We start from the raw sequence: 26,539 nt of genomic DNA on the forward strand, positions 1-26,539 counted from the left end.
CAGCCGGACTATAGTTTCTGCATAGCGGAACCTCAACGCCGACGTAAGGAGGGCCACCGGTGGCAGCGGAGAAGAACGGACGCGACGGCGGCGTCCAGTCCCTGCAGCGTGCCTTCGAGCTGCTGGAACACCTCGCGGACACCGGCGGGGAGGCCAGCCTGTCGGAGCTCGCGACGCTGTCCGGGCTGCCGATGCCGACGATCCACCGGCTCATCCGCACCCTGGTCGACCTCGGGTACGTCCGGCAGAACACGAACCGCCGCTACGCGCTGGGCGCGCGCCTGATCCGCCTCGGCGAGAACGCGAGCATGCAGTTCGGCGCGTGGGCGCGGCCGCTGCTGGCGGAGCTGGTCGAGGAGGTCGGCGAGACGGCGAACCTGGCGGTCCTGGAGCGCGACGAAGTCGTGTACGTGGCCCAGGTGCCCTCGAAGCACTCGATGCGCATGTTCACCGAGGTCGGCCGGCGGCTGCTGCCGCACGGCACGGGGGTGGGCAAGGCGATGCTGGCACACCTGCCCGCGGACGACGTGCGCTCGCTGCTTTCGCGGACCGGCATGCCGGCTTATACCGAGCACACGTTCACCGACGCGGACCTGCTGGCCGTCGAGCTCGCGCGGATCGCCGAGCAGGGGTACGCGCTGGACGAAGCGGAGCAGGAGCTGGGCGTGCGGTGCGTCGCGGTGGCGGTGCCGGGCGCGCCGGTGCCGGCGGCGGTGTCGGTGTCGGGCCCGTCCGGGCGGCTGACCGCCGAGGCGGTGGCGCACATCGCCCCGGCGGTGCAGCGGGTGGCCGACGCCTTGGGCGCGAGCCTGTCCCAGGCGCCACTATCAGTGTAACAGTGAGTGATATCTCATGACTGAAAGCGACCCTAGCGTCGATGGTTCCGAGACCGCCGGTAAAGTACGCCGCATGGCCAGCCTCGAAGACCTCGAAGCCCGCGTGACCGCGTTGGAGGAACAGGTGCGTCAGTCTCGACAGGACGCCACCGCGGCTCGCGTGCTCGCCGGTGCGGCGGACCGGGACGTCTCCGAGTTCAAGCAGCTTCTCAACGCCTTGGTCAGGACGACGGGCGCCCTGCGCGAGACCCAGGTCGAAGACCACCGGGACATCGCGGCCCTCAAGACCGATGTCGCCGGCCTCAAAGCCGAGGTCGGCAGCCTCAGGGTCGATATGACTAGCGGGTTCACCAAGGTGAACATCGGCATGGAGCAGATCGGCCGGTTGCTCCAGCAGGTCATCGACAAGGACTGACGACTCAGGTCAGCTCACCCTTCAGCAAATCCATCAACAGCCCGTCGCGCCAGGTGCCGTCCGGGGCGCGCTCGTAGTTGCGCATCAGCCCTACCGGGCGGAAGCCCACCTTCGCGTACACCCTGATCGCCGTCTCGTTGGATGCCGACGGGTCGATCGTCAGGCGGTGGTGGCCGCCGGCTTCGAGCAGGTGGTGGGCCAGCGCCCGGAGTGCGTCCGTGCCGATTCCGCGGCCGTGGAAGTCCGGGTGCACCGAAATGTCGATGCCCGCGTGGCGGTACTGCGGATCCAGCTCCTCGCAACTCTGGATCAGCCCGACGACCGCGCCGTCGAATTCCATGACGTAGCACGTGTACCCGTCCTCGACGATGTACAGGCCTTCGGTCTCGGTGTCGGGGTCGCCCCACCAGCGGGCGACCTCCGGGGTGGCCAGGATCTCGCGCACGCGGGCGCGATCCGCTGCGACGATCGGGCGCAACCGCACCCGTTCGCCGGTGATGACAGTCATGATGGGTCCTCTCTCGTAGCGAATGACGGCTTTGGGACGTCTGTTACGAGGAGGGGCACGAGCGAAAAGCGCACTGCGTCAACCGGGCATCCCCGGAGTGTGCGCCGCCGCGCGGGCGCCCGTCACCTGAATATCGGCGGAGGCCGCATGGACACGCACACCGGCGCTCTGACCTGGCTCGCACAGGGTGCCGCTTCGAACCTGCTGGACCGCCTGGTCGACCGCGCGCTCGACGGCTCGCCGTTGTCACCCGTGTGGCCGCGCCCGCCCAAGACCGCGGCGGGGACGGTCGAAATCACCGTGCGGCACCACGTCACCACGAAGGGGCGCACGCCGGTGATCCTGACGCTGCAGGAAGACGGCAGCCGCACGGGCACGGTGTTCTCGTTCGTCCTGGGCCACACCGCCCGCATCTCGGTGCCGGGCGGCCACTACTTCGGGGCGGCCATGATCGTCGACCCGCTGCGGCGCACCCGCTCCGGCCCGACGCTGCAGGGCATCGGCTGGTCGCGGCTGACGGTCGCGGCGCGGCAGACGTCGCCGTTCCTCATCCCGGTCCAGCGCGCGACCGCGCCGGTGCTGCTGCAGCTGGGCCTGCGCAAGGCCGACGGGACGCCGCTCTTCCGGGTCTAGCCGAGCAGGGCGTCCACGAACGCACCCGGCTCGAACGGCGCCAGGTCGTCCGGACCTTCGCCGAGCCCGACCAGCTTCACCGGCACTCCCAGCTCCCGCTGGACCTGGAACACGATGCCGCCCTTGGCGGTGCCGTCCAGCTTCGTCAGGACGATCCCCGTCACGTCGATGACCTCGGCGAACACCCGGGCCTGCATCAACCCGTTCTGGCCCGTCGTCGCGTCCAGCACCAGCAGGACCTCGTCGACCTTCGCCTGCTTCTCCACGACGCGCTTGACCTTGCCCAGCTCGTCCATCAGGCCCGTCTTCGTGTGCAGCCGGCCCGCCGTGTCGATCAGGACCGCGTCGACGCCCGTGTCCACGCCGCGCTTCACCGCGTCGAACGCCACCGCCGCCGGGTCCGCGCCTTCCTTGCCGCGGACGACCTCGGCGCCCACGCGCTCGGCCCACGTCTGCAGCTGGTCGGCCGCCGCCGCGCGGAACGTGTCCGCCGCGCCCAGCACCACCGTCTTGTCCTGGGCCACCAGGACGCGGGCGAGCTTGCCCGTGGTCGTCGTCTTGCCCGTGCCGTTGACGCCCGCCACCAGGACCACCGCGGGCTGCTTCTGCCCGTCGACGATGTGCGGCAGCGCCCGCACCGCGCGCTCGCTGTCGGTGGACAGCTGCGCCGTCAGCACCTCGTGCAGCACCTCGCGCGCCTCGGCCGACGACCGGATCGCGCGGCGGGACAGCTCGTCGCGCAGCCGCTCGACGATCTGGGTCGTGGTGGCCGCGCCCAGGTCGGCCATCAGCAGCGTGTCTTCGACGTCCTGCCAGGAGTCCTCGTCGAGGTCGCCGGCGCCGAGCAGGCCGAGCAGGCTGGTCCCGAACACCGAGCGGGACTTCGACAGCCGGCCGCGCAGCCGCTCCAGGCGGCCGGTCGCGGGGTCGATCTCCTCGGTGACGGGAGCGACCTCGGGCTCTTCCGGCAGCTTGACGTCGCGCACCGTGCGCTGCGCCGAATCGCGCGGCACGGCGGCGTCGTCACCGACCGCGGGCTGGCCGTCGGTTTCCGGCCGTTCCTCGACCGGGTGCTCGGGAGCTTCAGCCGTGCCCCCGGGCGCGAGGGCGATGCCCCCGCTGGCCGCATAGGAGCCGCCCTTCGGTTTCTCCTCGACCTCGCGCTGGGCGTCCAGGCTGATCCGGCGCCGGCGCGCGACCAGCAGGCCGGTCACCAGGACGGCGACCAGCACGACGACGGCGAGGACTACGAACAGGAACCAGGTGCTCGACACCCGCCCATCCTTTCATCCGCACCGCACAGACCCGGACACCCCGTCCGCACAGGCAATTCATAACGACGTAGATCCCGATTGGGCCAAGACTTCACCACGCGGGGTTGCGCCACCAGGGCCCCTGCACTAAACCCCTCCGGATGGGGATGAGCGCGAGCCACGGCTTCCGGGTGATCGGGCTGATTTCGGGCACGTCGGTCGACGGCATCGACGTGGCCGCCGCCGACCTGCACGCCGAGGACGGCACGGTCGTGCTCACCCCGCTCGGCGAGCTCGACGTCCCCTACCCGGAACGGCTGCGCGAGGGCCTGCTCGCCGCGTTGCCGCCGAACTCCTGTACCGCCGGCGAGCTGACGCGGCTCGACACCGGCGTCGGCCAGGCGTTCGCCGACGCGGCCGCGCGCGGTGCCGCAGAACTGGCCGGTGGCGGCGCGGACCTCGTCGCCTCGCTGGGCCAGACGGTGTTCCACTGGGTCGAGGACGGCCACGTCCGCGGCACGCTGCAGCTCGGCCAGCCCGCCTGGATCGCCGAACGCACCGGCCTGCCGGTGCTGGCCGACCTGCGGGCCCGGGACGTCGCCGCGGGCGGCCACGGCGCGCCCCTGGCGAGCACGTTCGACCAGCTGTGGCTGCGCGGCCTGGCCCAGGACGGCGGCCGGCCGGTCGCCGCGCTCAACCTCGGCGGCATCGCGAACATCACCGTGGTCACCGGTGACGAACCGGCGATCGCCTACGACACCGGGCCCGCCAACGCGCTGCTCGACCTCGCGGCCCACCGCGTCAGCGGGCAACGCAGCGACGTCGACGGCCGGCTCGCGCTCGGCGGCTCGGTGCGCGCCGACCTGCTCGCCCGGCTGCTCGCCGACCCGTACTTCGCCGCCGCGCCGCCGAAGTCCACCGGCAAGGAGTACTTCAACGGGCCCTACCTCGACGCCGCCCTCGCCGGGCTGCCGCCGGTCGAGCCCGGGGACCTGCTGGCGACGCTGACCGAGTTCACCGCGGTGACCGTCGCCGGCGAGTGCGTGCGCCACGGCGTCGCGACGGTCATCGCTTCCGGCGGCGGCGTCGCGAACCCGGCCCTGATGACGGCGCTGGCCCGGAACCTGCCGTCCGTGCTCAAGACCAGCGACGACCTGGGCCTGCCCGGCGCCGGCAAAGAGGCGTACCTCACCGCGCTGCTCGGCTGGCTGACCTGGTGCGGCGTACCCGGTACGGTGCCGTCCGCGACCGGTGCCCGCGGACCGCGCCTGCTCGGCGCGCTCGTCCCGGGTGCCGGGCCCCTGATCCTTCCCGCCCCGCTGGGGGGCACCGTGACGCGGTTGCGAGTCGCGGAGAAGGCCGGATGACAGTAGGAGAAGTCCATGCGCGGTGTTGACCTCGCCATCATCGTGGTCTACCTGGCGGCGATGCCGCTGATAGGCGTGCTCGTCGGCCGGAAGCAACGGTCGGCGGCCGACTACTTCGTCGGCGAGCGCAGCCTCCCGTGGGGCGCGGTGATGCTGTCCGTGGTGGCCACGGAGACCTCGACGCTCACCGTGATCAGCACGCCGGGGCTCGTCTTCGGCAACGCGTTCCTGTTCCTGCAGCTGGCCTTCGGCTACATCATCGGCCGGGTCATCGCCGCGTTCGTGCTGCTGCCGCGGTACTTCCGCGGCAACCTGGTGAGCGCGTACGCGTTCCTGGGCAAGCGGTTCGGCTCCGGGCTGCAGGGCACCGCGTCGGTGACGTTCGTGATCACCCGCCTGCTCGCCGAGGGTGTCCGCCTGTTCGCCGGCGCGATCCCGATCAAGGTGATCCTCGGGCACTACAACATCCACCTCGACTACTGGGTGATCGTGGTGATCCTGACCGCGCTGACGCTGATCTACGCCTACATCGGCGGCATCAAGGCGGTCGTCTGGGTCGACGTCATCCAGCTGACGCTGTACCTCGGCGGCGCGGCGGTGGCCGCGATCGTGCTGCTCAACAAGCTGCCCGGCGACTGGATGACCCAGGCGTCCGACGACGGCAAGTTCATGCTCGTCGACTTCACGAAGAACCTGCTGACCAGCCCGTACGCGTTCATCACGGCGGTGCTCGGCGGCGCGGCGCTGTCCATGGCCTCGCACGGCGCCGACCAGCTGATCGCCCAGCGGCTGATGGCGACGCGCAGCCTGCGCGACGGCCAGAAGGCGCTCATCGGCAGCGGCATCATCGTCACCATCCAGTTCGCGCTGTTCCTGCTGGTCGGGGCGATGCTGTGGGTGTTCAACGGCCGCAAGTCGGTGGCGCAGCTCGGCCTGCAGAGCCCGGACGACGTGTTCTCGCGGTTCATCATCGACGACCTGCCGGTCGGCGTCTCGGGCCTGCTCATCGCGGGGGTGCTCGCGTCGACCATGGGCGCGCTCGCGTCCGCGCTCAACGCCCTTTCGACGTCGACCGTGGCCGACCTCTACCAGCGCTTCACCAAGCGCTCGCCGGAGGATTCGAAGCTGCTCAAGCACGGTCGCATGTGGACGCTGATCTGGGCGGTCGTGTTCGCGGTGTTCGCGTCGCTGTTCTCGACCACGAAGAACTCGGTGATCGAGCTCGGCCTGGCCATCACCGGGTACACCTACGGCGCGCTGCTCGGGTCGTTCCTGCTCGGCCTGCTGATCAAGAAGGCCCGGCAGGTGGACGCGATCATCGCGTTCGTCGCCACGGTCGTGGTGATGGCGTTCGTGATCCTCGGGGTGAAGTTCAGCGCGAAGACCGGCGGGCTGATCGGGATCGACTTCTCCAAGGCGGCCGGGGACAAGGTCGCGCTGGCCTACCCCTGGTACACGCTGCTGGGCGTGGTGATCACGCTGGTCGTGGGCGCTTTGCTGGCGCTGCGGCACCGGACGCCGGACCCGAAGGCGGCCGAAGCCGACGCCGCCGAGGAAACCGCGGAGGTCCCCGCCGCCTGATCCTTCTGAACCGTTTCCGGCGGGCGCCCGTGTCGGTCTGCGGGTGCCCGCCGAAAAGCGGCGGGAGGAATCGAAGGTGGATCCATGAAACGGATGACGGTGGCGCTCGCGGTCGGTGCCCTGGTGCTCGGTGGCGCGGCGACGGCTTCGGCCACTCCGGCGCCGGCGACGGTGCCGGAGGCGATCAAGGTTCCCGCGGGCAACCACACCATCGCGACGTACGCCGCCGAGGGCGTGCAGATCTACGGCTGCACCGCCGGCGCGTGGACGCTGATCCAGCCCGCGGCGGTGCTGTCGAAACACGGGAAGCCGGTGGCCCTGCACAGCAAGGGTCCGGTGTGGACGTCCATCGTGGACGGAAGCACGGTCGGCGCGGCGGCGGTGGCGAACTCGCCGCGGGACGGCGCGATCCCGGAGCTGCTGCTCAAGGCGAACCTGAACACCGGTGACGGCATCTTCGGCAAGGTGACCTACGTCCAGCGCCTGAACACGCGGGGTGGGCTGGCTCCGGCCGGGACCTGCACCGACGGCGCGCAGACGGCGGTCCGCTACTCGGCCGACTACGCCTTCTGGGTCGCCGGATAAGGGGATGTGACCGGCCTCTCCCGCTCCCGTAATCTGGGAGCGGGAGAGGGGGTCTCACATGGGGTTCTTCATCGGCATCGGCGTGGTGCTCTTCATGGTGCTCGCCATCGCGCTGGTCATGGACCGGTCTGACCGCAAGCGAGGCGTCAAGCGGGGCATGATGACGCCGCGCGGGCGCCGGCCGCGGATCGACGACGCCACCCACATCGGCAACGATCTCGGCACCTACGAGCTACGCGTGCGAGGCGAGGAGCGCCACGCACCGCGCGAAGACGAGGTGTGACGCCTCAGCCGACCGCGACCGGTTCGTCGTCGGCCGTGCGCAGGCGCTGCGAGATCACCTTCGTGATGCCGTCGCCCTGCATGCTCACGCCGTAGAGCGCGTCGGCGATCTCCATGGTCGGCTTCTGGTGGGTGATGATGATCAGCTGCGACGAGTCGCGCAGCTGCTCCAACAGCCCGATCAGCCGGCGCATGTTGGTGTCGTCCAGCGCGGCCTCGACCTCGTCCATGACGTAGAAGGGTGACGGCCGGGCGCGGAAGATCGCGACCAGCATGCCCACCGCGACCAGCGACTTCTCGCCACCGGACAGCAGCGAAAGCCGCTTGACCTTCTTGCCCGGCGGGCGCGCTTCGACGTCGACGCCGGTGGCCAGCAGGTCGTCCGGCTCGGTGAGGACCATCCGGCCCTCGCCGCCCGGGAAGAGCACGCTGAACACCGTCTCGAACTCGCGCGCCACGTCCGCGTAGGCCCCGGCGAAGACCTCGAGGATCTTCTCGTCGACCTGCTTGATGACCGCCTCGAGGTCCTTGCGCGTGTCCTTGAGGTCTTCCAGCTGCGTGGAGAGGAACTTGTACCGCTCCTCCAGCGCCGCGAACTCCTCCAGCGCGAGGGGGTTCACCTTGCCCAGCAGGGAAAGGTCCTTCTCGGCGCGCTTGGCGCGACGGGCCTGGGTGTCGCGGTCGTACGGCATGGGCGGCGGCGGGGTGACGTCTTCGCCGCGGTCCTTGGCCGCCTCGTACTCGGCCATCTCGCCCGCGCTCGGCGGGACCGGGACGTCCGGGCCGTACTCCTGGACGAGATCGGTGAGGCCGATGCCGAAGTCCTCGGCGATCTTCGCTTCCAGGGTCTCCAGCCGCAGCCGCTGCTCGGCGCGCAGCACCTCGTCGCGGTGGACGGCGTCGGTCAGCTTCTCCAGCTCGCCGGTCAGCTCGCGGACCTTGGCGCGGACGCCGGTCAGCGCGGCCTCGCGGCTCTGGCGGCGGGCCTGGACCTGGTCGCGTTCGGTGGCCGCGCGCTGGACGGAGTGCTCGATGCGGTCGAGGGCGATCTCGCCGCCGTTGACGACGGCGTTGGCGATCTCGGCGCCGCGCTTGCGGTTCGCGGCGGCGCGCTCGGCGCGTTCACGGGCCTGCTGCTCGGCGTGCGCGGCGCGGCGGAGCCCTTCGGCCTTGCCCGCGATGCTGCGCGCCCGCTCCTCGGCGGTGCGCTGCGCGAGCCGCGCCTCCATCTCCTCCTGCCGGACGACGGCCAGCTCCTCGACGGCGGCGTCGCGCTCGGCGGTGTCCGGGTCGTCCTCGACGGGTTGCTCGGCGACGGCGGCGAGCCGTTCCTCCAGCTCGGCGAGCTGGGCCAGGGCCTGCACGCGGCTCTGCTCGACCTTCGCGCGCTGGCCGCTGAACCGTTCGACCTCGGCCTGGGCCTGGCGGGCCGCCTGCTGCAGCCGGCTGAGCCGCTCCGACGACCGGGCCTTGCGGACCTTGGCCTCGCCGAGGGCGTCCTTGGCCTGCGAGACCTCTTCGCGACGCGCCTGCTGCTCGGCACGGGCGCCTTCCAGCTCGGCCGCGTAGCGCTCCAGCAAGCGTTCGGCCGTGCGGAGCCGCTCCCCCGCCTCGTCGACGGCGGCCTGGACCTCGATGACGCTCTCGCGCTTGCCGGAGCCGCCGATCGCCCAGCGGGCGCCGAAGACGTCCCCTTCGGCGGTGACCGCCCGGACCTCCGGGTGCACCGCGACCAGGTGGCGCGCCGACCCGAGGTCGCGGACCAGGGCGAGCTTCTCGAGGGCCTGCTCGACGGCGGGCCGCAGCTGCGCCGGCGCCGTGACGACCTCGCGGGCCCAGCGCGCGCCTTCCGGCAGCGAGGGCCACGAGTAGGTGTCCACAGTGGACTCGGGACCGCCGAGCAGGATGCCCGCGCGGCCGGAGTCGGTGTCCTTCAAGTACTTCAACGCGCGCAGGGCGTCTTCGCCGCCGGTGACGGCGACCGCGTCGGCCACCGGGCCGAGCGCCGCGGCCAGCGCGACCTCGTAGCCCGGCTCGACGGTGAGCAGCGCGGCGACCGAGCCGAGCAGGCCCGGCAGCTCGTGGGACGCGCCGAGCAGCGCGCCCGCGCCGTCCTTGCGCCGCAGGCCCATCGACAGCGCCTCGACCCGCGCCTTCTCGGACGCGATCTCGCGTTCGGCGGTGCGCTCGGCCTTGACCAGCTCTTCGACGCGCGCCTTGGCCGCGTTGTTGGCTTCGACCGCGCGGTCGTGGTGGTCCATCAGGCCGGAGTCGTCGGACTCCTCGACGCCGCCTTCGGCCTTGGCCACTTCGAGCTCTTCGACGGCGATCTCGGCGCGTTCGGCGGACTCCTCGAGGGAGACGCTGAGGCGGTCGATCTCGTCGGAGGTGGCGCCGTTCTTGCTGCGCAGCGCCTCGACCTGGCCGGTCAGCTTGGCCATGCCCTCGCGGCGGTCGGCGATGGCGCGGACGGCGGCCCAGTGCGCGCGCTCGGCGGCCTGGACGCGCTGTTCGAGGTCTTCGCGCCGCAGCACGGTCTGGGCGAGCAGCTCCCGGGCCTCCATGACGGCCTCGTTGAGCTCCTCTTCCTGCTCGGCGACGCGCTCGGCCTCTTCGAGGAGCTCTTCGGGGTCGCGGCCGCCGGTCGCTGTCGAGACGTCGGCGGACAGGTGGCGCTGCCGCTCGATCGCGAGCCGGACGGTGCCGCGCAGGCGCTCGGCCAGCGCGGACAGCTTGTACCAGGTCTCCTGGGCGCTCTGCAGCAGCGGCGCGTCCTCGGCGAGCGAAGACTCCAGCTCGGTCTCTTCGGCGGAGACGATCTCGAGGGTCTGCTCGACCTCGGCGCGGCGCTGGCGGGCGGTCTTCTCGTCGGCCTCGTCGCGCTCGATCGTGCCCCGCTGGGTGACCAGGTCGTCGGCGAGCAGGCGCAGGCGGGAGTCGCGCAGCTCGGACTGCACCGACTGGGCCTTGCGGGCGATCTCGGCCTGCTTGCCCAGCGGCTTGAGCTGGCGGCGCAGCTCGGTGGTGAGGTCGCCTAGGCGGTCGAGGTTGCCCTGCATGTTGGCCAGCTTGCGCAGGGTCTGTTCCTTGCGCTTGCGGTGCTTGAGGACGCCGGCGGCCTCTTCGATGAAGGCGCGGCGCTCCTCGGGCTTGGATTCGAGGATCGCCGAGAGCTGGCCCTGCCCGACGATGACGTGCATCTCGCGGCCGATGCCGGAGTCCGACAGCAGCTCCTGGACGTCCATCAGGCGGCAGCGGTCGCCGTTGATCTCGTACTCGCTCGCGCCATCGCGGAACATCCGGCGGGTGATCGACACCTCGGCGTACTCGATGGGGAGCGCGCCGTCGGCATTGTCGATGGTGAGGGTGACCTCGGCGCGGCCGAGCGGGGCGCGGCCCGCAGTGCCGGCGAAGATGACGTCCTCCATCTTGCCGCCGCGCAGGTCCTTCGCGCCCTGGGTGCCCATGACCCAGCGCAGGGCGTCCAGCACGTTGGACTTGCCCGAGCCGTTCGGCCCGACCACGCAGGTGATGCCCGGTTCGAAGCGCAGCGTGGTGGCCGAGGCGAAGGACTTGAAGCCCTTCAGCGTCAAGCTTTTCAGGTGCACTGGGTGCTGACCCCTCTGGCTGCCGGTACTGGCGATTCAATCGTCCCAGGCTACCCGGGGGCCTCCGGGGACCGCCGGACGCGTCCCCTCCTCGGCGCGCCCTAGCACATCGGCGGAGGCCTCAGCAACCTCGTGCGCCACACCCGCCCCGGAAGTACCAAGGCCTGTGTCAGCGTTCGAGGAAGCCGCTGAGTCCCCCTTTCGGGTCGGACCAGCGCTCCGCGACGTTCTCCACACTTCCGGGTGATTCTCCGGACCGCAGGGCGGTCAGCAACCGCTCACAGTTGTCTCGATCACCCTCCGCTATGACCTCGACACGCCCGTCGGGCATGTTCCGCGCACTGCCCGCCAGTCCGAGCTCGAGCGCCCGGCTGCGGGTCCACCAGCGGAAACCGACACCCTGGACCCGCCCGCGGACCCACGCCGTCAACCGGGTGTTCGTTTGTTCCTCACGCACGCTTTCATCCTTTCCGGACACTTCGACTGCGCACAGTGATCACGCAGGCCCACTACCTGGGCGAATAGGGCACCGACGGTGATAGCCTCGCCGCCGAGGTCGTCCTCCCGGGTTCCCCCACCTGGGGAAGCAGTGATCGATTAACGGCCTCGCTACGGCGTACTCCCCAGCCTTCCCGAGCCCCCCGAGGAGCCTGCAATGCCCCGCCCCGACGGGTCCGCATCGAGCTCGCACGTGACCAGGATCGACACCGCCCCGCCGAAGAGCAGCAAACCGAACCGCACCGGGTACGTCGTGCTCGGGGTGGCCGGTCTGGTGGTCGCGACCGCGTTCGCCGCGGTCGCCGAGCTCGCCGGCCCGGACCCCGCCACCACCGCGGGTGGCACCGGCGGCACCGGCGGCCAGGGCACCTCGCAGGCCGGCCTGCAGACGGTGCCGAACACCCCGTCGTCCACCGGCCCGTCGACGGCCGGCGCGCCGACGTCGGAGTCGTCGGCGACCTCCTCGACGGCGCCGAGCACGGTGGTGTCGATCAGCCCGGACGGCAAGACCACGACGACCGTGGTCACCCACGCCGACCCACCCCCGCCGCCCCGCGACGACACGGGCAACCCGCCGCCGCAGACGACGCCGAAGACGACTCCCCCGTCGACGCCCAAGACGACGCCGCCGACCACCACGCCGACAACCCCCACCACGCCGACCACGCCGACCACCACCACCGGCGGCGGCGAGAGCACCGGCGGCTCGCCGACGGCCGCTCCGACCGGCACCTCCTCGGGTCCGACCGGGAGCACCACGCACGCGCAGTAGGAACGCAAGGCCGCCTTGGTTGCGTCTGACGCAACCAAGGCCACTTTGGGGCGCTCCTCACGCACCCGACGCCACATCGGGTGCGCTCAACGCACGGAAGGCCACCGTTCCGGCGGTGGCCTTCGGCGTGCCCGGGCCGAGAAAGCCGGCCGGATCAGCGCCGGAGCCGGTGCGCGAACAAGCGCCACAGGTAGACCGTCAGCAGGGCCCCGGCGCCCGCGGCCGTGATGCGCAGCCATCTCGCCCAGCCGGCTTCGTCGCCGTCGAAGGCCGTGAGGATCCAGCCGAGCACCCCGAAGGTCGCCCCCACCGCCAGCGTCAGCACGATCACCGGCGGGATGCGCTCACCCGCCGAGCAGCCACGGCTTCGACCCGTCCATGCCTGGTGAGGTACCCCGTCCGAAGCCGTCCTAGACCTCGAAGCCGTAACCCGCTAGCCGCGGTTCCGCTTCGCCTGGGCGTACCGGAACCAGTAGCGGGCGGCCAGGAACAGCCCGGCCGCCATCGCCGCGACCTGGAACGCTCGCTGCCACCCGGTCACTCCCCCGTCGAGGGCGAGGAAGCCGAAGCCGAGCGTGCACACGGTCCACAGGATCGCCAGTCCCAGGGCGCCCTTCTCCGGTAGCCGGCCGCCGGGTACCCATTTCCACTCGGTCATTCGCACGAGGTACCCGCTGCCTCAGACCTCGAAGCGGTAACCCATCCCGGGCTCGGTGAGCAGGTGCCGGGGCCGCGAGGGCTCGGGCTCCAGCTTGCGCCGCAGCTGGGCCAGGTAGACCCGCAGGTAGTGGGACTCCCGCTCGTACGTCGGCCCCCACACCTCGTGCAGCAGCTGTTTCTGCGCCACCAGCCGGCCGCGGTTGCGGACCAGCAGCTCCAGCACGCCCCACTCGGTCTTCGTCAGGTGGACTTCCACGCCGTCAGTGCGGCGGACCTTCTTCGCGGCCAGGTCGACGCTGAACGACGACGTCTCCACCACCGCGTCCGCGTCGTCCGCGCCCGTCACCGCCGAGCGGCGGACCGCCGCTCGCAGGCGGGCCAGCAGCTCGTCCATCCCGAACGGCTTCGTGACGTAGTCGTCCGCGCCCGCGTCGAGGGCCTGGACCTTGTCGGCCGAGTCTCCGCGGGCCGACAGGACGATGATCGGCACCGTCGTCCAGCCGCGCAGGCCCGCGATCACCTCCGTGCCGTCCAGGTCGGGCAACCCGAGGTCGAGCACGACGACGTCCGGCTTGGTCTCGGCCACCGCCTTGAGCGCGGCCGTGCCGTCGTGCGCGGTGATCACCTTGTAGCCGCGGGCGTTCAGGTTGATCCGCAGCGCCCGCACGATCTGCGGCTCGTCGTCCACCACCAGCACGGTGGCACCCGGGTCGCTCATCGCACGCCCTCCTCTTCGAACTCGACGCTGAAAGCGGGCAGGGAAACCACGACCGTGAGCCCGCCGCCCGGCGTGTCCTCGGCGCGGATCGTGCCGCCCATCGCTTCGGTGAACCCCTTCGCCACCGACAGCCCGAGCCCGACGCCCGGTGTCGTGTCGCGGTCGCCGCCGAGCCGCTGGAACGGCGCGAACGCCGAGTCCGCGGCCCCCTTGCGCAGCCCCTTGCCGTGGTCGACGATCCGCAGCTCCACCTGGCCGGAGTGCGCCGAACCCCGCGCGGACACCGGCGCGCCGCCGTGCCGGAGGGCGTTGTCCAGCACGTTCGCCACCACACGTTCCAGCAGGCCGGGGTCGGCGAGCACCGCCGGGAGCTGGTCGTCCACGGCCACCCGCACCGCGTCGGACGAGTCCACAGTGGACAGAGCGTGCGCGACGACCTCGTCGTAGCCCACCGGACGCAGGTGCGGTTTCACCGCGCCGGTGGCCAGCCGCGACGAATCGAGCAGGTTGTCGATGAGCCCGGCCAGCCGGTCGGCCGACAGCTCGATGGCCTCCATCAGCTCGGCGGTGTCCTCTTCGGACAGCCGCAGATCGGGCGCGCGCAGGCTGCCGATCGACGCCTTGATCGACGTCAGCGGCGTGCGCAGGTCGTGCCCGACCGCGGACAGCAGCGTGGTGCGCAGCTCGGTCGCCTCGGCCTTGCGCTCGGCGCGGGCCGCGGCGGCGGCCGTCCGCTGCTGGCGCAGGGCGAGCAACGCCTGCCCGGCCACGGCTTCCAGCACCCGCCGGTCGGCCGCCGGGAGCGCCCGCCCGCGCAGCGTCAGGTGCACATCAGCCGTGACGGCGATGTCGACGTCGGCCTCGTCCGGATCCGCGCACGGGTGCTCCCCCGCCGTCGCCACCGCGCGCCACTCGCCCTCCTGCTTCTCCAGCAGGGTCACCGACGTCAGCGCGAAGTTCTCGCGGACCTTCTCCAGCAGCCGTTCGATCGGGTTGGCGTGGGTCAGCACGGTCCGGGCGTAGGACGCGAGCAGCGCCGCCTCGGTCCGCGCCCGCGCCGCCTGCGTGGCCCGGCGCGCCGCCTGGTCGACGACCAGCGCGACGAGCACGGCGACCACGACCATCGCGATCAGCGTCACGAGGTTCTGCGGGGTGTGCACGTTCAGCGTGTAAAGCGGTGGCGTGAAGAAGAAGTTCAGCAGCCCGGCGCCGAGCACGGCCGCGGCCAGCGCCGGCCCGAGCCCGCCGACCAGCGCCACGACGACGGTGGCCAGCACGTAGGAGATGACGTCGGTGGCGAAGTCGAGCCCGCTCGGGATGAAGAACCCGACGGCGGTGACCAGCACCGGCAGCACGACGCTGAGCACCCAGCCCGCGACCAGCCGCGAGAACCCCAGCGGGCTCGCGCTCAGCCGGGCCCGCAGGCGCCCGCCCGCCTCGGAGTGGGTGACCATGTGGACGTCGATCGACCCGGACTGCCGCACGACCCCGGCGCCGATGCCCTCGTCGAACAGCCGCGCCACGCGTGAGCGCCGCGAGGTGCCGATCACCAGCTGGGTCGCGTTGACACCGCGGGCGAAGTCCAGCAGCGCGGTCGGGACGTCGTCGCCGACGACCGTGTGGAAGGTCGCGCCCACCTCTTCGGCCAGGGTCCGGCAGCGGGCGATCGCGGCCGGCCCGAGCCCCGACAAGCCGTCGCCGCGCAGGATGTGCACGACCTGCAGCTCGGCGCCGGCGCGGGTGGCGATCCGGCTGGCGCGGCGGATGAGCGTCTCGCTCTCCGCGCCGCCGGTGATGGAGACGACGACGCGTTCGCGCGCCTCCCAGGTGTCGGTGATGCTCTGCTCGGCGCGGTAGCGCTGCAGGGCGACGTCGACCTGGTCGGCCACCCAGAGCAGGGCCAGCTCGCGCAGTGCCGTCAGATTGCCGGGCCGGAAGTAGTTGCCGAGCGCGGCGTCGATCCGCTCGGCCGGGTAGACGTTGCCGTGCGCGAGCCGCCGCCGCAGCGCCTCCGGGGTGATGTCGACCAGCTCGAGCTGTTCGGCACGGCGGACGACCTCGTCCGGCACGGTCTCCTGCTGGGTGACGCCGGTGATCCGCTCGACGACGTCGTTGAGGCTCTGCAGGTGCTGCACGTTGACCGTGGACAGGACGTCGATCCCGGCTGCCAGCAGCTCCTCGACGTCCTCCCAGCGCTTGGCGTTGCGCGAGCCCGGCACGTTGGTGTGCGCGAGCTCGTCGACGACGGCGACCTCGGGCGCGCGGGCGAGGATGGCGTCGACGTCCATCTCGTCGAACTCGCGGCCGCGGTGCCCGGCGTGCCGCCGCGGGACGACCTCGAGGCCGTCGAGCAGCACCGCGGTCTTCTCGCGGCCGTGCGTCTCCACCAGCCCGACGACGACGTCGGTGCCGCGGTCGAGGCGCCGCCGCGCTTCGCCGAGCATGGCGAAGGTCTTGCCGACGCCCGGAGCCGCGCCGAGGTAGATCCTCAGCTCCCCTCGGCGCGGCTTCTTCGTACTGGTCACGCTGTCAGTGTGCCCCTCCGGCCGCACCTTGCACGGCCAAGTTGAGCTGGAGCACATTCACGCCGGGGACGCCGATCCCCGCGCCCGAGGTGTTCGCTTCGACCAGCTGCTTCACGCGGTCCACCGGCAACCCCGTCACCCGGGCGACGCGGGCGATCTGGAGGTCGGCGTAGGCCACGCTGATCGACGGGTCGAGGCCGGAACCCGACGCCGTCACCGCGTCCGGCGGTACCTGGTCGGGTGACACGCCTTCGCGCTTGGCGATGGCGTCGCGCCGCTCCTGGATGGTCTTCACCAGGTCCTCGTTGTACGGGCCCTTGTTGGACGCGCCGGAGGGCATCGCCGGGCCGGCCGCGGAGGGCCGGCTGTGGAACCACGGGTCGTGCGCCGGGTCGGCGGGCACCGGGTCGACGCCGATGAGCGACGACCCGACCGCCTGGCCGTTCTGCGTGACGACCGAGCCTTCGGCGTTGCCCTCCAGCCCGGGGATGCGGGCGATCGCCCACACCGCCAGGGGGTAGATCACCCCGAGCAGGACGGTCAGCACGACCAGCACGCGCAGCCCGGCCCAGGTCTGCTTGACGAGAGTGTTCACGAGATTCACCCGATTCCAGGGATGAGGCGTACGAGCAGGTCGATCAGCCAGATCCCGAGGAAGGGGCTGACGATGCCGCCGAGGCCGTAGACGAGCAGGTTGCGGCGCAGCAGGGCCGAGGCCGACGACGGCTTGTACCGCACTCCGCGCAGGGCCAGCGGGATGAGCACGACGATGATCAGCGCGTTGAAGATGACCGCGGAGAGGATCGCCGACTTCGGCGTGGCCAGGTGCATGATGTTCAGCGCGCCGAGCTGGGCGAAGATGCCGGTGAACATCGCCGGCAGGATCGCGAAGTACTTGGCGAGGTCGTTGGCGACGCTGAACGTGGTCAGCGCGCCGCGGGTGATGAGCAGCTGCTTGCCGATCTCGACGATCTCGATCAGCTTGGTCGGGTCGCTGTCGAGGTCGACCATGTTGCCGGCCTCCTTCGCGGCCGACGTGCCGGTGTTCATCGCGACGCCGACGTCGGACTGCGCGAGCGCGGGCGCGTCGTTGGTGCCGTCGCCGGTCATCGCGACCAGGCGCCCGCCCTCCTGCTCCTGCTTGATGAGCGCCATCTTGTCTTCGGGCTTGGCCTCGGCGAGGTAGTCGTCGACACCCGCGTCCGCGGCGATGGCCTTGGCGGTGAGCGGGTTGTCGCCGGTGATCATCACCGTCTTGATGCCCATCGCCCGCAGTTCCTTGAAGCGCTCCTTCATGCCCGGCTTGACGACGTCGGACAGCCGGATCACGCCGCGCACCACGGTGTCCTCGGCGACCACCAGCGGGGTGCCGCCCTGAGCGCTGATCTCGTCGACCACGCGCTCGGTCTCGTCGGGGAACTCACCGCCGTTCTCCCGCACCCACGCGCGGACCGCGGACGCGGCGCCCTTGCGGATCCGCCGGCCACCGACGTCGAGCCCGCTCATCCGCGTCTGCGCGGTGAAAGGGACGAACTCGCCGCGTTCGTCCTGGCCCGCGTGGGCCTCGGTCAGCTCGACGACGCTGCGTCCCTCGGGGGTTTCGTCGGCGAGGCTGGCCAGCCGGGCCGCGCGCGCGAGTTCGTCCGGTGTGGACGTTCCGACCGGGATCAGCTCGGTCGCCCGGCGGTTGCCGAAGGTGATGGTGCCGGTCTTGTCGAGCAGCAACGTCGAGACGTCGCCGGCGGCCTCGACCGCGCGGCCCGACGTCGCGAGGACGTTGCGCTGCACAAGACGGTCCATGCCCGCGATGCCGATCGCGGACAGCAGCGCACCGATCGTCGTCGGGATCAGGCAGACCAGCAGCGCGGTCAGCACGATCACCGACTGCTCGCTGCCGGAGTAGCGCGCCATCGGCTGCAGCGCCACGACGGCGAGCAGGAAGATGATCGTCAACGTCGAGAGCAGGATGGTCAGCGCGATCTCGTTCGGTGTCTTCTGCCGGGAGGCGCCTTCCACCAACGCGATCATGCGGTCCACAAAGGACTCGCCCGGCTTGGTCGTGATCTTGACGACGACCCGGTCGCTCAGCACGGTCGTGCCGCCGGTGACCGCCGACCGGTCGCCGCCGGACTCGCGGATGACCGGGGCGGACTCGCCGGTGATGGCCGACTCGTCGACGGTCGCGATGCCCTCGACGACGTCGCCGTCGCCCGGGATCACCTGGCCCGCCTCGACGACGACCAGGTCACCGATCTTCAGCTCGACCCCGGGTACCTGCTCCTCGCCGTCCGAGGTGAGCCGGCGGGCGACGGTTTCCTTCTTCGACCGCCGCAGGCTTTCCGCCTGCGCTTTGCCACGTCCTTCGGCGACGGCCTCGGCGAGGTTCGCGAACAACACCGTGAACCAGAGCCAGACGGCGATCAGGATGGTGAACACACTCGGGTCGGTGATCGCGAAGACCGTGGTGAGCGCGGAGCCCACCCACACCACGAACATCACGGGGTTGCCGAGCTGGTGCTTCGGGTTGAGCTTCCGGAACGCGTCCGGCAGCGACGTCCAGAGCTGGCGGGGACTGAAAACCCCGGCGCCGACGCGGCTCGTGGTTTCGAGGGGAGTCACCTGGGGTCGTTCTTCGGTGACGGTCATGCGAGTGCCTCCGCGATGGGCCCGAGCGCGAGCGCCGGGATGAACGTGAGGGCCGCGACGAGCACTACCGTGCCGGTGAGCATGGTGGCGAACAGCGGCCCGGTGGTGGGCAGGGTGCCGACGGTCTCGGGCACCTTGCGCTGGGCGGCCAGCGAACCGGCCAGGCAGAGCACGGCGAGGATCGGCACGAACCGGCCGATCGCCATGGCGACGCCGAACGACGACTGGAACCAGTCGCTCGTCGCGGTCAGGCCGCCGAACGCGCTGCCGTTGTTGTTGCCGGTGGACGCGTAGCCGTAGAGGATTTCGGACAGGCCGTGCGCGCCGCCGTTGCCCAGCGCGCCCGCGGTGTCCGGCAGTAGCAGCGCGATCCCGGAGCCGAGGAGCACCACGGTCGGCATCGCGAGCATGGCGATCGCCGCGCAGGTGACCTCGCGCTTGCCGAGCTTCTTGCCCAGGTACTCCGGGGTGCGCCCGACCATCAGCCCGGCCAGGAACATCGCGATGATGGCCATGACCAGGATCCCGTAGAGGCCGGTGCCGACGCCGCCGGGCGAGATCTCGCCGTAGAGCATGTTGAGCAGCGGTCCCCCGCCGCCGAGGCCCGAGAGGCTGTCGTGGGCGCCGTTGACCGCGCCGGTCGACGTGCCGGTGGTGGTGTCGGCGAAGATCGACGTCAGGCCGATGCCGAACCGCTGTTCCTTGCCTTCCATGCTCGCGCCCGCGGCCAGCGCGGCCGGGTTGTTCGCGTTGGCTTCGGAGAACCAGATGATCGCCAGCGACGCGGCCCACAGCAGGCTCATCACGCCGAGCAGGACGTACCCCTGCTTGGGCTTGCCGACCAGCTTGCCGAACGCGCGGGTCAGGCTGACCGGGATCACCAGGATCAGGAACAGCTCGATCAGGTTCGTCCACGCGGTGGGGTTCTCGAACGGGTGCGCGGAGTTGGCGTTGAGGATGCCGCCGCCGTTGGTGCCCAGCTCCTTGATCGCCTCCTGGCTCGCCGCCGGGGCCAGGGCGATGGTGCTGTGGCTGCCGTCCGGGTTGGTGACGGCGACGCCGGCCTTGAGGCTCTGCACGACGCCGAGCGCGACCAGCACGATCGCGAAGACGAACGCCATCGGCAGCAGGACGCGGATCGTGCCGCGCGTGAGGTCCACCCAGAAGTTGCCGAGCCGGTCGGTCTTCGCCCGGACGAACCCGCGCGTCACCGCGATCGCCACGGCGAGGCCGACGCCGGCCGACAGGAAGTTCTGCACGGTCAGCCCGGCCATCTGCACGAAGTGGCCCATCGTCGTCTCGGGGACGTAGGACTGCCAGTTCGTGTTGGTGACGAAGGAAACCGCGGTGTTGAAGGCGACGCCCGGGCTCACCGAGCCGCGGCCCAGGCTCCACGGCAGGAGCGGCTGGAGCCGCTGCAGCAGGTAGAGCAGGACGACCGAGACGAACGAGAAGCCGAGCACGCCCGCGGCGTAGGTCGGCCACCGCTGTTCGGAGTCCGGGTCGACGCGGAAGAGCTTGTAGAGGCCCTTCTCGAGCTTCAGGTGCTTCTCGGTCGAGAAGACACGCGCCAGGTAGTCGCCGAGCGGCTTGTAGACCGCGGCGAGAGCGGCGAGGAGGAGGCCGAGCTGGATGAGCCCGGCCGCGGTGTCGGACATCAGAATTTCTCCGGCCTGATCAAGGCGACGAACAGGTACACGAGCAGGCCCAGCGCCAGCAGCCCGCCGACGACGTTGGCCACGGTCCCGGCGCCGCTCACAGCTTCTCCAGCCCGCGCAGCGCCAGCGCGAGCACCACGAACACGCCGATCAGCAGGACGGCGTAGAGCAAGTCGGCCACAGGGCACCTCTCAAGACGGGTCACCGGGTTCGGTGACCGGACGCGTTCACTGTGCGTCTCAGGGACCTCGTCCCGACCTGCGGCTGACGGCCTCTTGATGCGTTCCTGACACCCATTTACGCCGTCTTTATGGCCGGTGGCGGGCGTCACGCAAACGTTTGCCCAGTACTCACTGTATGCAGTTGGTTAGTGACTCGCGACACAACGAGTGACCGAACAAGTGCGGAACGTGCAATTCGGGCAGACAAGATCTTCAGGCCGTGTTACACCTGTGTTACCGATAGTTGTATCGGCTAAGCAAATCTGGGAGAGGGGTTCACCTATGTGCGGTATCGCCGGCTGGGTTTCCTACGACGCCGACCTCACCCGCCGCCAGGACGTGGTCGACGCCATGACGGAGACCATGGCCTGCCGCGGCCCGGACGACGTCGGCACGTGGGTGCGCACGCACGTCGCGCTCGGCCACCGGCGGCTGGCCATCATCGACCTGCCCGGCGGCCGGCAGCCGATGTCCGTGCACACGCCGAACGGCGACGTCGCGATGGTCTACAGCGGTGAGGCCTACAACTTCACCGAGCTGAAGGAAGAGCTGACCAAGCTCGGCCACAAGTGGGAGACCGACAGCGACACCGAGGTCGTGCTGCACGGCTACCTGCAGTGGGGCGACGAGGTCGTCGACCACCTCAACGGCATGTACGCGTTCGCGATCTGGGACGAGCGCGACGACCGGCTCGTCATGATCCGCGACCGGATGGGCATCAAGCCGTTCTACTACTACCCGACCCGCGACGGCGTCCTGTTCGGCTCCGAGCCGAAGGCCATCCTGGCGAACCCGCTGGCGAGCAAGGTCGTCGACACCGACGGCCTCCGCGAGCTGATGGCGTTCACCAAGAGCCCCGGCTGGTCGCTGTGGAAGGGCATGGAGGAAGTCCAGCCGGGCACGATCGTCACCGTGTCCCGCGAGGGCGTCCGCACCCGCACGTACTGGAAGCTCGACGCGAAGCAGCACACCGACGACCAGGAGACCACGGTCGCCCGCGTCCGCGAGCTGATGACCGACATCGTGCACCGCCAGCTCGTCGCGGACGTCCCGCGCTGCGTACTGCTGTCCGGCGGCCTCGACTCGAGTGCCGTCACCGGCCTCGCCGCACCCCACCTCGCCGGGCAGGGCGAGCAGCTGCGGACGTTCTCCGTCGACTTCTTCGGCCAGGAGGAGAACTTCAAGCCGGACGAGATGCGCGACACCGCGGACTCGCCGTACATCCGTGACGTCGCGGAGCTGGTCGGGTCGGCGCACCAGAACGTCATGCTGAACCCGGCGGAGCTGAGCGACCCGGCGGTGCGGCGCGCGGTGCTGAAGGCCCGCGACATCCCGGCCGGGCTCGGCGACATGGACACCTCGCTGTACCTGCTGTTCAAGGCGATCCGCGGCGAGTCGACGGTGGCCCTGTCGGGCGAGTCGGCCGACGAGGTGTTCGGCGGCTACCGCTGGTTCCACGACGAGAAGGCCGTCAACGCGGACACGTTCCCGTGGCTGGCGTTCCGGACGTCGATGATGGACGAGCGCGCGTCGCTGTACACGACCGAGCTGCGGCAGAAGCTGGACCTGGAGTCCTACATCGGGGACCAGTACCGCACTGCGGTCTCCGCGGTCGACCACCTGGACGGCGAGTCGGCGAAGGAGGCGCGGATGCGGACCATCTGCAACCTGCACCTGACCCGCTTCGTGCGGATGCTGCTCGACCGCAAGGACCGCGCGTCGATGGCGGTGGGCCTGGAGGTCCGCGTGCCGTTCTGCGACCACCGGCTGGTCGAGTACGTCTACAACACGCCGTGGTCGCTGAAGACGTTCGACGGGCGCGAGAAGAGCCTGCTGCGCCACGCTACTTCCCATGTCCTGCCGGAGTCGGTGGCCCAGCGGGTGAAGAGCCCGTACCCGTCGACGCAGGACCCGGGCTACGCGGCGGCGTTGCAGCAGCAGGTCAAGGAGGTCCTGGCCGAGCCGGGCCACCAGGTGTTCGGCCTGGTGGACAAGGCGTGGGCGCACCAGGTGTCCGAAGTGGACCCGGCGACCATGAACCCGGCGGCGCGGGTCGGGCTGGACCGGCTGCTCGACCTCTACCACTGGATCGAGATGTACTCCCCCACGCTCGAACTGTCTTGACCTGTCTTGACCTCAACCGCCCTTGAGGTACGAGGCTGGGGGCATGAAGGTGCTCCTGTTCGGCCGCAACCCGGCCACGGTCTCGAGGGTGACGGCGGCGCTGTCCGCGGCGGGTTTCGCCGCGGACGGCGTCGTTTCGGAGGAAGCGGTTTTGACGCGCTTGGGCTTCGTGGACGCCTTGGTGCTGGGCGCGGGAGTGGTGGGGACCTTGCGGGAACGGGTCACCGCGGCCGCCGTGCGGCACGGGGTGGTGTGGGTGCAGGGGCCGCACATCCTCCCGGAGCGGGACGCGCTGGAGTACGTGCGGACGGAGATCCTGCCGAAGCTGAGCCCGGCTCGGCGGTCGTAGCTCAGCTCGCCGGCTTGACGGCAACGCGAGTGCTCCGCAGGCGGATACGGCCCAGTGCCCGCAGAAGCCGGACGTAAGGCGACCACCGGACCGGCCGCGCCACCCGGCCGGTCACCTCGAGCTCGGCCCGGTCCAGCAGCCCCTCCAGCAACGCGTCGTGCAGCGGCCTGAAGAACAACGGCCAGGTCAGCCGGGCCCGGCCGTGCAGTGACGCGTCCAGGACGTGGGTGAGCGTGCCGCCGTCGATCGTGAGCTCGTGGTACCCGTGTACGCCCGCCGGTGCGGTGAACCGGCACCGCAGCCGGTCCGGGGATACCTCCTCCACGACGTAGCGCACCGGCCCGTGGCCCGCCGGGGTGCCCGGGACGCGGGGGCCGTCCAGGCGGGTCGGGGGCCAGTCGGCCACCGGCCAGAGCCGGTCCTCCGGGGTGCCGAGCGTTTCCAGCAGGGGAACGAGCCGGTCGGCGGAGACCGGGAACCGGCGGGTGTGGACGTTGCGGACCATCACGAGAGCCCTCCGTTCTGGAGACTGTCCTCCAGAACGTATTAGAGCCTAATCTCTACAACATGGGCCGCCCCGCGACGCACACCACAGCGCAGTTCCTCGACGCCGCCACGGCCTTGTTCGCCGAAGGCGGGGCCCGCGCCGTGACCATGGCCGCCACCGCGAAGGCCACCGGAGCCCCCAACGGCTCCATCTACCACCGCTTCCCGGACCGCCCCGCGCTGCTCGCCGAGCTCTGGCGCCGGACCCTGCGCGACTTCCAGGACACCTTCACCCGGTGCCTCGGCGAAGCGACGACGATCGAAGCGGCGGTCGAGGCCGCGACGAGCGTCGTCCACTGGTGCCGCAAGCACCCCGAGGGCGCGCGGGTCCTCGACGCGGGCAAGCACGCCTTCGGGCCCGCCGACTGGTCACCCGAAGCCGCGAAGGCTGTGACCGAGGACGAGCAGGAGCTGCGCGACACGCTCAAGCGTGCGACGCGGGCCCTGCCGCCGCTCACCGGCTGCACGGACGAGGAGGTCGTCCTCGCCCTGGTCGAGATCCCGCGCGCGGTCGTCCACCGCTACCTCTCGACAGGCCGCACTCCCCCGCCGAAGGCCGCGGCGCTGGTCGAACGCACCGTCCGCAAGCTCCTGCGCCCGTGATCGGAAGGTCGACACGCGTGATTGAAGGGTCGACACGGCGAGGCTCCCGACCCCGCGGCGTGTCGACCTCCTGATCACGCGTGTCGGCTCCGCAATCACGCGTGTCGACCCTTTCGCAAGCTGCTCAGCGCCTGACCTCCACCAGCCCCACCGGGCGCCGCTCGCGGCGGGACAGCTCGCACGCCTCCGCGATGTAGAACGCCTCCAACGCGTCCGCCGCCACGCACGGCGAAGGTGCCCGGCCCGCGACGACGTCCAGGAACGCCCGCAGCTCCGTCGTGTACGCCGGGCGGAACCGCTCCATGAACCCCGGGTACGCCGGCCCCGGCAGCGGCGGCACCCCCGGCTCCACCGACCGCAGCGGCGCCCGGTCGTCCAGGCCGACCACCACGCCCGACACCGAGCCCAACGCCTCCAGCCGCACGTCGTAACCCGCGCCGTTGTAGCGGGTCAGGGACACCGTCGCCAGTGTTCCGTCGTCGAGGGTCAGCGTCGCCGCCGCCGTGTCGACGTCGCCCGCGTCCGCGAAGAACCGCTCTCCGCGGTTCGCGCCGATCGCGTACACCTCGGCCACCTCGCGGCCGCTCACCCAGCGGATGATGTCGAAGTCGTGCACGCCGCAGTCGCGGAACAGCCCACCCGAATGGGCGACGTACTCCGCCGGCGGGGGTGCCGGGTCGAACGTCGTCGCGCGCAGCGTGTGCAGCCAGCCCAGCTCGCCCGACGCGACCGCCGCCCGCGCCGCCGCGTAGCCCGCGTCGAACCGGCGCTGGAAGCCGATCTGGACCGGGACGTCCGACGCTCCGATGCGGTCGATCACGGCCAGGGTGCCGGGGATGTCCGCCGCGACCGGCTTCTCGCAGAACACCGGGATGCCCGCGTCGACCGCCGCGATGATCAGGCCCGGGTGCGCGTCCGTCGCCGCCGTGACGACCAGGCCGTCGAGGCCCGCGGCGAACAGCTCGTCGAGGGAAGCCGCCTCGACGCCCAGCTTCGCGGCCGCCGACTGGGCCCGCGCGGTGTCGACGTCGGCCACCACGACCGACTCCACCTCGTCGAAGCCCTTCAGCGTCTCCGCGTGCGCGGTGCCGATCCGGCCGGTGCCCGCCAGTCCCAACCTCATCGTTGTATTCCTCCTGTCACGGAAATCTCGGCAGTGGTCGCGCGGACCACCAGGGACGGGTGCAGCAGGTGCCGGACCGGCTCCGTGCGCTCCCCGCGGACGCGTTCGATCAACGCTTCGAAGGCCAGCCGCGCCATGTCCTTGCGCGGCTGGTCCACTGTGGTCAGCGAAAGATGACGGAGTGCGGCGAGCGACGTGTTGTCGTAGCCGACGACCGACACGTCCTCGGGTACGCGCAGCCCGGCTTCTTCCAGCGCCGAGATCGCCCCCACGGCATTGAAGTCGTTGCCGGAGACCAGCCCCGTCGGCAGGTCCGGGCGGGCGTACTCGGCCAGCAGCTCCCGCACGGCGTTCTCGCCCCCGATGTCGGTGTGCTCGCTGCGCACGACGATCGGCTCGAGCCCGTGCCGCCGCATGGCGGCCTCGAAGCCCCGCCGCCGCTGGGCCGACCCGGCCGCGGCGCCGCCGTCGAGATGCGCGATGCGCCGGTGCCCGAGGCCGACCAGGTGGTCGACGGCCAGCGCGGAACCCGCCTCGCCGTCGTCGTTCACCGTGTCCACTGTGGACGACCGGGCGGTCCGGGAGACCAGCACGACCGGGCACTGCCGGGCCGCGACCTGGATCGCCGACGCCGGGACGACCGGCGACAGCAGGATGATCCCCGCCGGGCGGAAGGAAAGGAGGTTGTGCAAGGCGTTCCACTCGCGCGTGGGACTGCGGCCGCCCGTGTTGAGGATCAGGTCGAAGCCCGCCGCCTGCGCGGCGCTGTCCAGCTCTTCGACGATGTCGGCGAAGAACGCGTTGCGCAGGTCGTTGACCATCACGCCGAGCACCGTGGACGTGCGGCTGGCCAGCGACCGCGCCATGACGTGCGGCTGGTAGCCGAGCTCCTTCGCGGCACGCAGCACGGCCGAGCGGCGGGCGTCGGAGACCTTCGGTGAATTCCTCATCACGAGGGAGACCAGCGCGCGGGAAACTCCCGCCCGCGCGGCGACGTCTTCCATGGTCGGACGCATGACCGCACCTCC

At 71.1% G+C, this 26,539-nt stretch carries 26 protein-coding genes; 11 read left to right on the plus strand and 15 right to left on the minus strand.

Going from position 1 to position 26,539, the window contains the following annotated elements:
• Positions 1 to 59 precede the first annotated feature (59 nt).
• Both QQ657_RS19420 and QQ657_RS19425 read left to right on the plus strand, forming a co-directional pair.
• A complete protein-coding gene (locus QQ657_RS19420) occupies positions 60 to 836 on the plus strand; it encodes an IclR family transcriptional regulator (RefSeq protein ID WP_284743582.1) in 777 nt (258 codons plus the stop codon).
• 16 nt (positions 837 to 852) lie between these two features.
• Positions 853 to 1,251, plus strand: coding sequence for a hypothetical protein (locus tag QQ657_RS19425; RefSeq protein ID WP_284743583.1), 399 nt, complete (start codon positions 853 to 855; stop codon positions 1,249 to 1,251).
• 4 nt (positions 1,252 to 1,255) lie between these two features.
• Here the strand turns inward: QQ657_RS19425 and QQ657_RS19430 are convergent, their stop codons facing one another.
• On the minus strand, positions 1,256 to 1,759 hold the full coding sequence (locus QQ657_RS19430) for a GNAT family N-acetyltransferase (protein WP_284743584.1): 504 nt from the start codon (positions 1,757 to 1,759) through the stop codon (positions 1,256 to 1,258).
• Between the two features lie 147 nt (positions 1,760 to 1,906).
• On the opposite strand from QQ657_RS19430, the gene QQ657_RS19435 reads away from it, so the two are divergent.
• Positions 1,907 to 2,392, plus strand: coding sequence for a hypothetical protein (locus QQ657_RS19435; protein ID WP_284743585.1), 486 nt, complete (start codon positions 1,907 to 1,909; stop codon positions 2,390 to 2,392).
• Here QQ657_RS19435 and ftsY read toward each other — a convergent pair.
• Entirely contained in the window at positions 2,389 to 3,666 is a 1,278-nt protein-coding gene (gene ftsY / locus QQ657_RS19440; RefSeq protein WP_284743586.1) for a signal recognition particle-docking protein FtsY, read from the minus strand. The two genes, QQ657_RS19435 and ftsY, sit on opposite strands and share 4 nt — an antisense overlap.
• Positions 3,667 to 3,806: 140 nt before the next feature.
• On the opposite strand from ftsY, the gene QQ657_RS19445 reads away from it, so the two are divergent.
• The 4 genes from QQ657_RS19445 (at position 3,807) to QQ657_RS19460 (ending at position 7,461) form a co-directional block, all read left to right on the plus strand.
• Complete coding sequence (locus QQ657_RS19445; RefSeq protein WP_284743587.1) at positions 3,807 to 5,012, plus strand: anhydro-N-acetylmuramic acid kinase; 1,206 nt, start codon at positions 3,807 to 3,809, stop codon at positions 5,010 to 5,012.
• Between the two features lie 15 nt (positions 5,013 to 5,027).
• On the plus strand, positions 5,028 to 6,593 hold the full coding sequence (locus QQ657_RS19450; RefSeq protein ID WP_284743588.1) for a sodium:solute symporter: 1,566 nt from the start codon (positions 5,028 to 5,030) through the stop codon (positions 6,591 to 6,593).
• Between the two features lie 84 nt (positions 6,594 to 6,677).
• Positions 6,678 to 7,178: a DUF3455 domain-containing protein gene (locus tag QQ657_RS19455; RefSeq protein ID WP_284743589.1), complete on the plus strand. Its 501-nt coding sequence runs from the start codon at positions 6,678 to 6,680 to the stop codon at positions 7,176 to 7,178.
• A gap of 58 nt (positions 7,179 to 7,236) precedes the next feature.
• Entirely contained in the window at positions 7,237 to 7,461 is a 225-nt protein-coding gene (locus QQ657_RS19460; RefSeq protein WP_284743590.1) for a hypothetical protein, read from the plus strand.
• Positions 7,462 to 7,465: 4 nt separating this feature from the next.
• On the opposite strand, the gene smc is transcribed toward QQ657_RS19460, so the two are convergent.
• A complete protein-coding gene (gene smc / locus QQ657_RS19465; protein ID WP_284743591.1) occupies positions 7,466 to 11,068 on the minus strand; it encodes a chromosome segregation protein SMC in 3,603 nt (1,200 codons plus the stop codon).
• A gap of 169 nt (positions 11,069 to 11,237) precedes the next feature.
• Positions 11,238 to 11,525, minus strand: coding sequence for an acylphosphatase (locus QQ657_RS19470; RefSeq protein WP_284743592.1), 288 nt, complete (start codon positions 11,523 to 11,525; stop codon positions 11,238 to 11,240).
• Positions 11,526 to 11,759: 234 nt separating this feature from the next.
• On the opposite strand from QQ657_RS19470, the gene QQ657_RS19475 reads away from it, so the two are divergent.
• Positions 11,760 to 12,338, plus strand: coding sequence for a hypothetical protein (locus QQ657_RS19475; RefSeq protein ID WP_284743593.1), 579 nt, complete (start codon positions 11,760 to 11,762; stop codon positions 12,336 to 12,338).
• A gap of 154 nt (positions 12,339 to 12,492) precedes the next feature.
• Here QQ657_RS19475 and QQ657_RS19480 read toward each other — a convergent pair whose 3' ends face one another.
• The 8 genes from QQ657_RS19480 to kdpF all read right to left on the minus strand — a co-directional run bounded on the left by QQ657_RS19480 (position 12,493) and on the right by kdpF (position 20,646).
• On the minus strand, positions 12,493 to 12,669 hold the full coding sequence (locus tag QQ657_RS19480; RefSeq protein WP_284743594.1) for a hypothetical protein: 177 nt from the start codon (positions 12,667 to 12,669) through the stop codon (positions 12,493 to 12,495).
• Between the two features lie 102 nt (positions 12,670 to 12,771).
• Entirely contained in the window at positions 12,772 to 12,996 is a 225-nt protein-coding gene (locus QQ657_RS19485; RefSeq protein WP_284743595.1) for a hypothetical protein, read from the minus strand.
• A 21-nt stretch (positions 12,997 to 13,017) separates the two neighbouring features.
• The gene (locus tag QQ657_RS19490; RefSeq protein WP_284743596.1) at positions 13,018 to 13,716 is read right to left on the minus strand and encodes a response regulator; all 699 of its coding nucleotides are present in this window, start codon (positions 13,714 to 13,716) and stop codon (positions 13,018 to 13,020) included.
• Entirely contained in the window at positions 13,713 to 16,241 is a 2,529-nt protein-coding gene (locus QQ657_RS19495; protein ID WP_284743597.1) for a sensor histidine kinase, read from the minus strand. The genes QQ657_RS19490 and QQ657_RS19495 overlap by 4 nt, the downstream gene beginning before the upstream one ends.
• A 4-nt stretch (positions 16,242 to 16,245) precedes the next feature.
• Positions 16,246 to 16,836, minus strand: a complete 591-nt coding sequence (locus tag QQ657_RS19500; protein ID WP_284743598.1) for a potassium-transporting ATPase subunit C — start codon at positions 16,834 to 16,836, stop codon at positions 16,246 to 16,248.
• Positions 16,837 to 16,841: 5 nt separating this feature from the next.
• Positions 16,842 to 18,887 (minus strand): potassium-transporting ATPase subunit KdpB, encoded by a 2,046-nt coding sequence (gene kdpB / locus QQ657_RS19505; RefSeq protein ID WP_284743599.1) that lies wholly within the window; start codon positions 18,885 to 18,887, stop codon positions 16,842 to 16,844.
• Positions 18,884 to 20,545, minus strand: coding sequence for a potassium-transporting ATPase subunit KdpA (gene kdpA / locus QQ657_RS19510; protein ID WP_284743600.1), 1,662 nt, complete (start codon positions 20,543 to 20,545; stop codon positions 18,884 to 18,886). Before kdpA ends, kdpB begins: the two co-directional genes overlap by 4 nt.
• Positions 20,545 to 20,646: a K(+)-transporting ATPase subunit F gene (kdpF, locus tag QQ657_RS19515; RefSeq protein ID WP_247062298.1), complete on the minus strand. Its 102-nt coding sequence runs from the start codon at positions 20,644 to 20,646 to the stop codon at positions 20,545 to 20,547. The genes kdpA and kdpF overlap by 1 nt, the downstream gene beginning before the upstream one ends.
• Positions 20,647 to 21,048: 402 nt before the next feature.
• On the opposite strand from kdpF, the gene asnB reads away from it, so the two are divergent.
• Positions 21,049 to 22,890 (plus strand): asparagine synthase (glutamine-hydrolyzing), encoded by a 1,842-nt coding sequence (gene asnB / locus QQ657_RS19520; protein ID WP_284743601.1) that lies wholly within the window; start codon positions 21,049 to 21,051, stop codon positions 22,888 to 22,890.
• Positions 22,891 to 22,933: 43 nt separating this feature from the next.
• Entirely contained in the window at positions 22,934 to 23,239 is a 306-nt protein-coding gene (locus QQ657_RS19525; protein WP_284743602.1) for a hypothetical protein, read from the plus strand.
• A 1-nt stretch (position 23,240) separates the two neighbouring features.
• Here QQ657_RS19525 and QQ657_RS19530 read toward each other — a convergent pair whose 3' ends face one another.
• Positions 23,241 to 23,747, minus strand: coding sequence for an SRPBCC family protein (locus QQ657_RS19530; RefSeq protein WP_434056755.1), 507 nt, complete (start codon positions 23,745 to 23,747; stop codon positions 23,241 to 23,243).
• Positions 23,748 to 23,806: 59 nt separating this feature from the next.
• Between QQ657_RS19530 and QQ657_RS19535 the strand changes: the two genes are divergently transcribed.
• On the plus strand, positions 23,807 to 24,388 hold the full coding sequence (locus QQ657_RS19535; RefSeq protein ID WP_284743603.1) for a TetR/AcrR family transcriptional regulator: 582 nt from the start codon (positions 23,807 to 23,809) through the stop codon (positions 24,386 to 24,388).
• A gap of 124 nt (positions 24,389 to 24,512) precedes the next feature.
• Here QQ657_RS19535 and QQ657_RS19540 read toward each other — a convergent pair whose 3' ends face one another.
• On the minus strand, positions 24,513 to 25,511 hold the full coding sequence (locus QQ657_RS19540; protein ID WP_284743604.1) for a Gfo/Idh/MocA family protein: 999 nt from the start codon (positions 25,509 to 25,511) through the stop codon (positions 24,513 to 24,515).
• On the minus strand, positions 25,508 to 26,527 hold the full coding sequence (locus tag QQ657_RS19545) for a LacI family DNA-binding transcriptional regulator (RefSeq protein ID WP_284743605.1): 1,020 nt from the start codon (positions 26,525 to 26,527) through the stop codon (positions 25,508 to 25,510). Before QQ657_RS19545 ends, QQ657_RS19540 begins: the two co-directional genes overlap by 4 nt.
• Positions 26,528 to 26,539 lie beyond the last annotated feature (12 nt).

It is taken from the genome of Amycolatopsis ponsaeliensis, assembly GCF_030182635.1.
Classification (GTDB): domain Bacteria; phylum Actinomycetota; class Actinomycetes; order Mycobacteriales; family Pseudonocardiaceae; genus Amycolatopsis; species Amycolatopsis ponsaeliensis.

Bases quoted from the DNA above. Each gene is read 5' to 3' on its own strand.
- QQ657_RS19425 (WP_284743583.1), top strand. From the start codon at position 853: ATGACTGAAAGCGACCCTAGCGTCGATGGTTCCGAGACCGCCGGTAAA.
- QQ657_RS19485 (WP_284743595.1), bottom strand. From the start codon at position 12,996: ATGACCGAGTGGAAATGGGTACCCGGCGGCCGGCTACCGGAGAAGGGC.
- QQ657_RS19460 (WP_284743590.1), top strand. From the start codon at position 7,237: ATGGGGTTCTTCATCGGCATCGGCGTGGTGCTCTTCATGGTGCTCGCC.
- QQ657_RS19435 (WP_284743585.1), top strand. From the start codon at position 1,907: ATGGACACGCACACCGGCGCTCTGACCTGGCTCGCACAGGGTGCCGCT.
- QQ657_RS19490 (WP_284743596.1), bottom strand. From the start codon at position 13,716: ATGAGCGACCCGGGTGCCACCGTGCTGGTGGTGGACGACGAGCCGCAG.
- QQ657_RS19430 (WP_284743584.1), bottom strand. From the start codon at position 1,759: ATGACTGTCATCACCGGCGAACGGGTGCGGTTGCGCCCGATCGTCGCA.
- QQ657_RS19455 (WP_284743589.1), top strand. From the start codon at position 6,678: ATGAAACGGATGACGGTGGCGCTCGCGGTCGGTGCCCTGGTGCTCGGT.
- QQ657_RS19545 (WP_284743605.1), bottom strand. From the start codon at position 26,527: ATGCGTCCGACCATGGAAGACGTCGCCGCGCGGGCGGGAGTTTCCCGC.
- kdpB (WP_284743599.1), bottom strand. From the start codon at position 18,887: ATGACCGTCACCGAAGAACGACCCCAGGTGACTCCCCTCGAAACCACG.
- QQ657_RS19450 (WP_284743588.1), top strand. From the start codon at position 5,028: ATGCGCGGTGTTGACCTCGCCATCATCGTGGTCTACCTGGCGGCGATG.
- QQ657_RS19535 (WP_284743603.1), top strand. From the start codon at position 23,807: ATGGGCCGCCCCGCGACGCACACCACAGCGCAGTTCCTCGACGCCGCC.
- QQ657_RS19540 (WP_284743604.1), bottom strand. From the start codon at position 25,511: ATGAGGTTGGGACTGGCGGGCACCGGCCGGATCGGCACCGCGCACGCG.
- QQ657_RS19525 (WP_284743602.1), top strand. From the start codon at position 22,934: ATGAAGGTGCTCCTGTTCGGCCGCAACCCGGCCACGGTCTCGAGGGTG.
- QQ657_RS19445 (WP_284743587.1), top strand. From the start codon at position 3,807: ATGGGGATGAGCGCGAGCCACGGCTTCCGGGTGATCGGGCTGATTTCG.
- kdpA (WP_284743600.1), bottom strand. From the start codon at position 20,545: ATGTCCGACACCGCGGCCGGGCTCATCCAGCTCGGCCTCCTCCTCGCC.
- asnB (WP_284743601.1), top strand. From the start codon at position 21,049: ATGTGCGGTATCGCCGGCTGGGTTTCCTACGACGCCGACCTCACCCGC.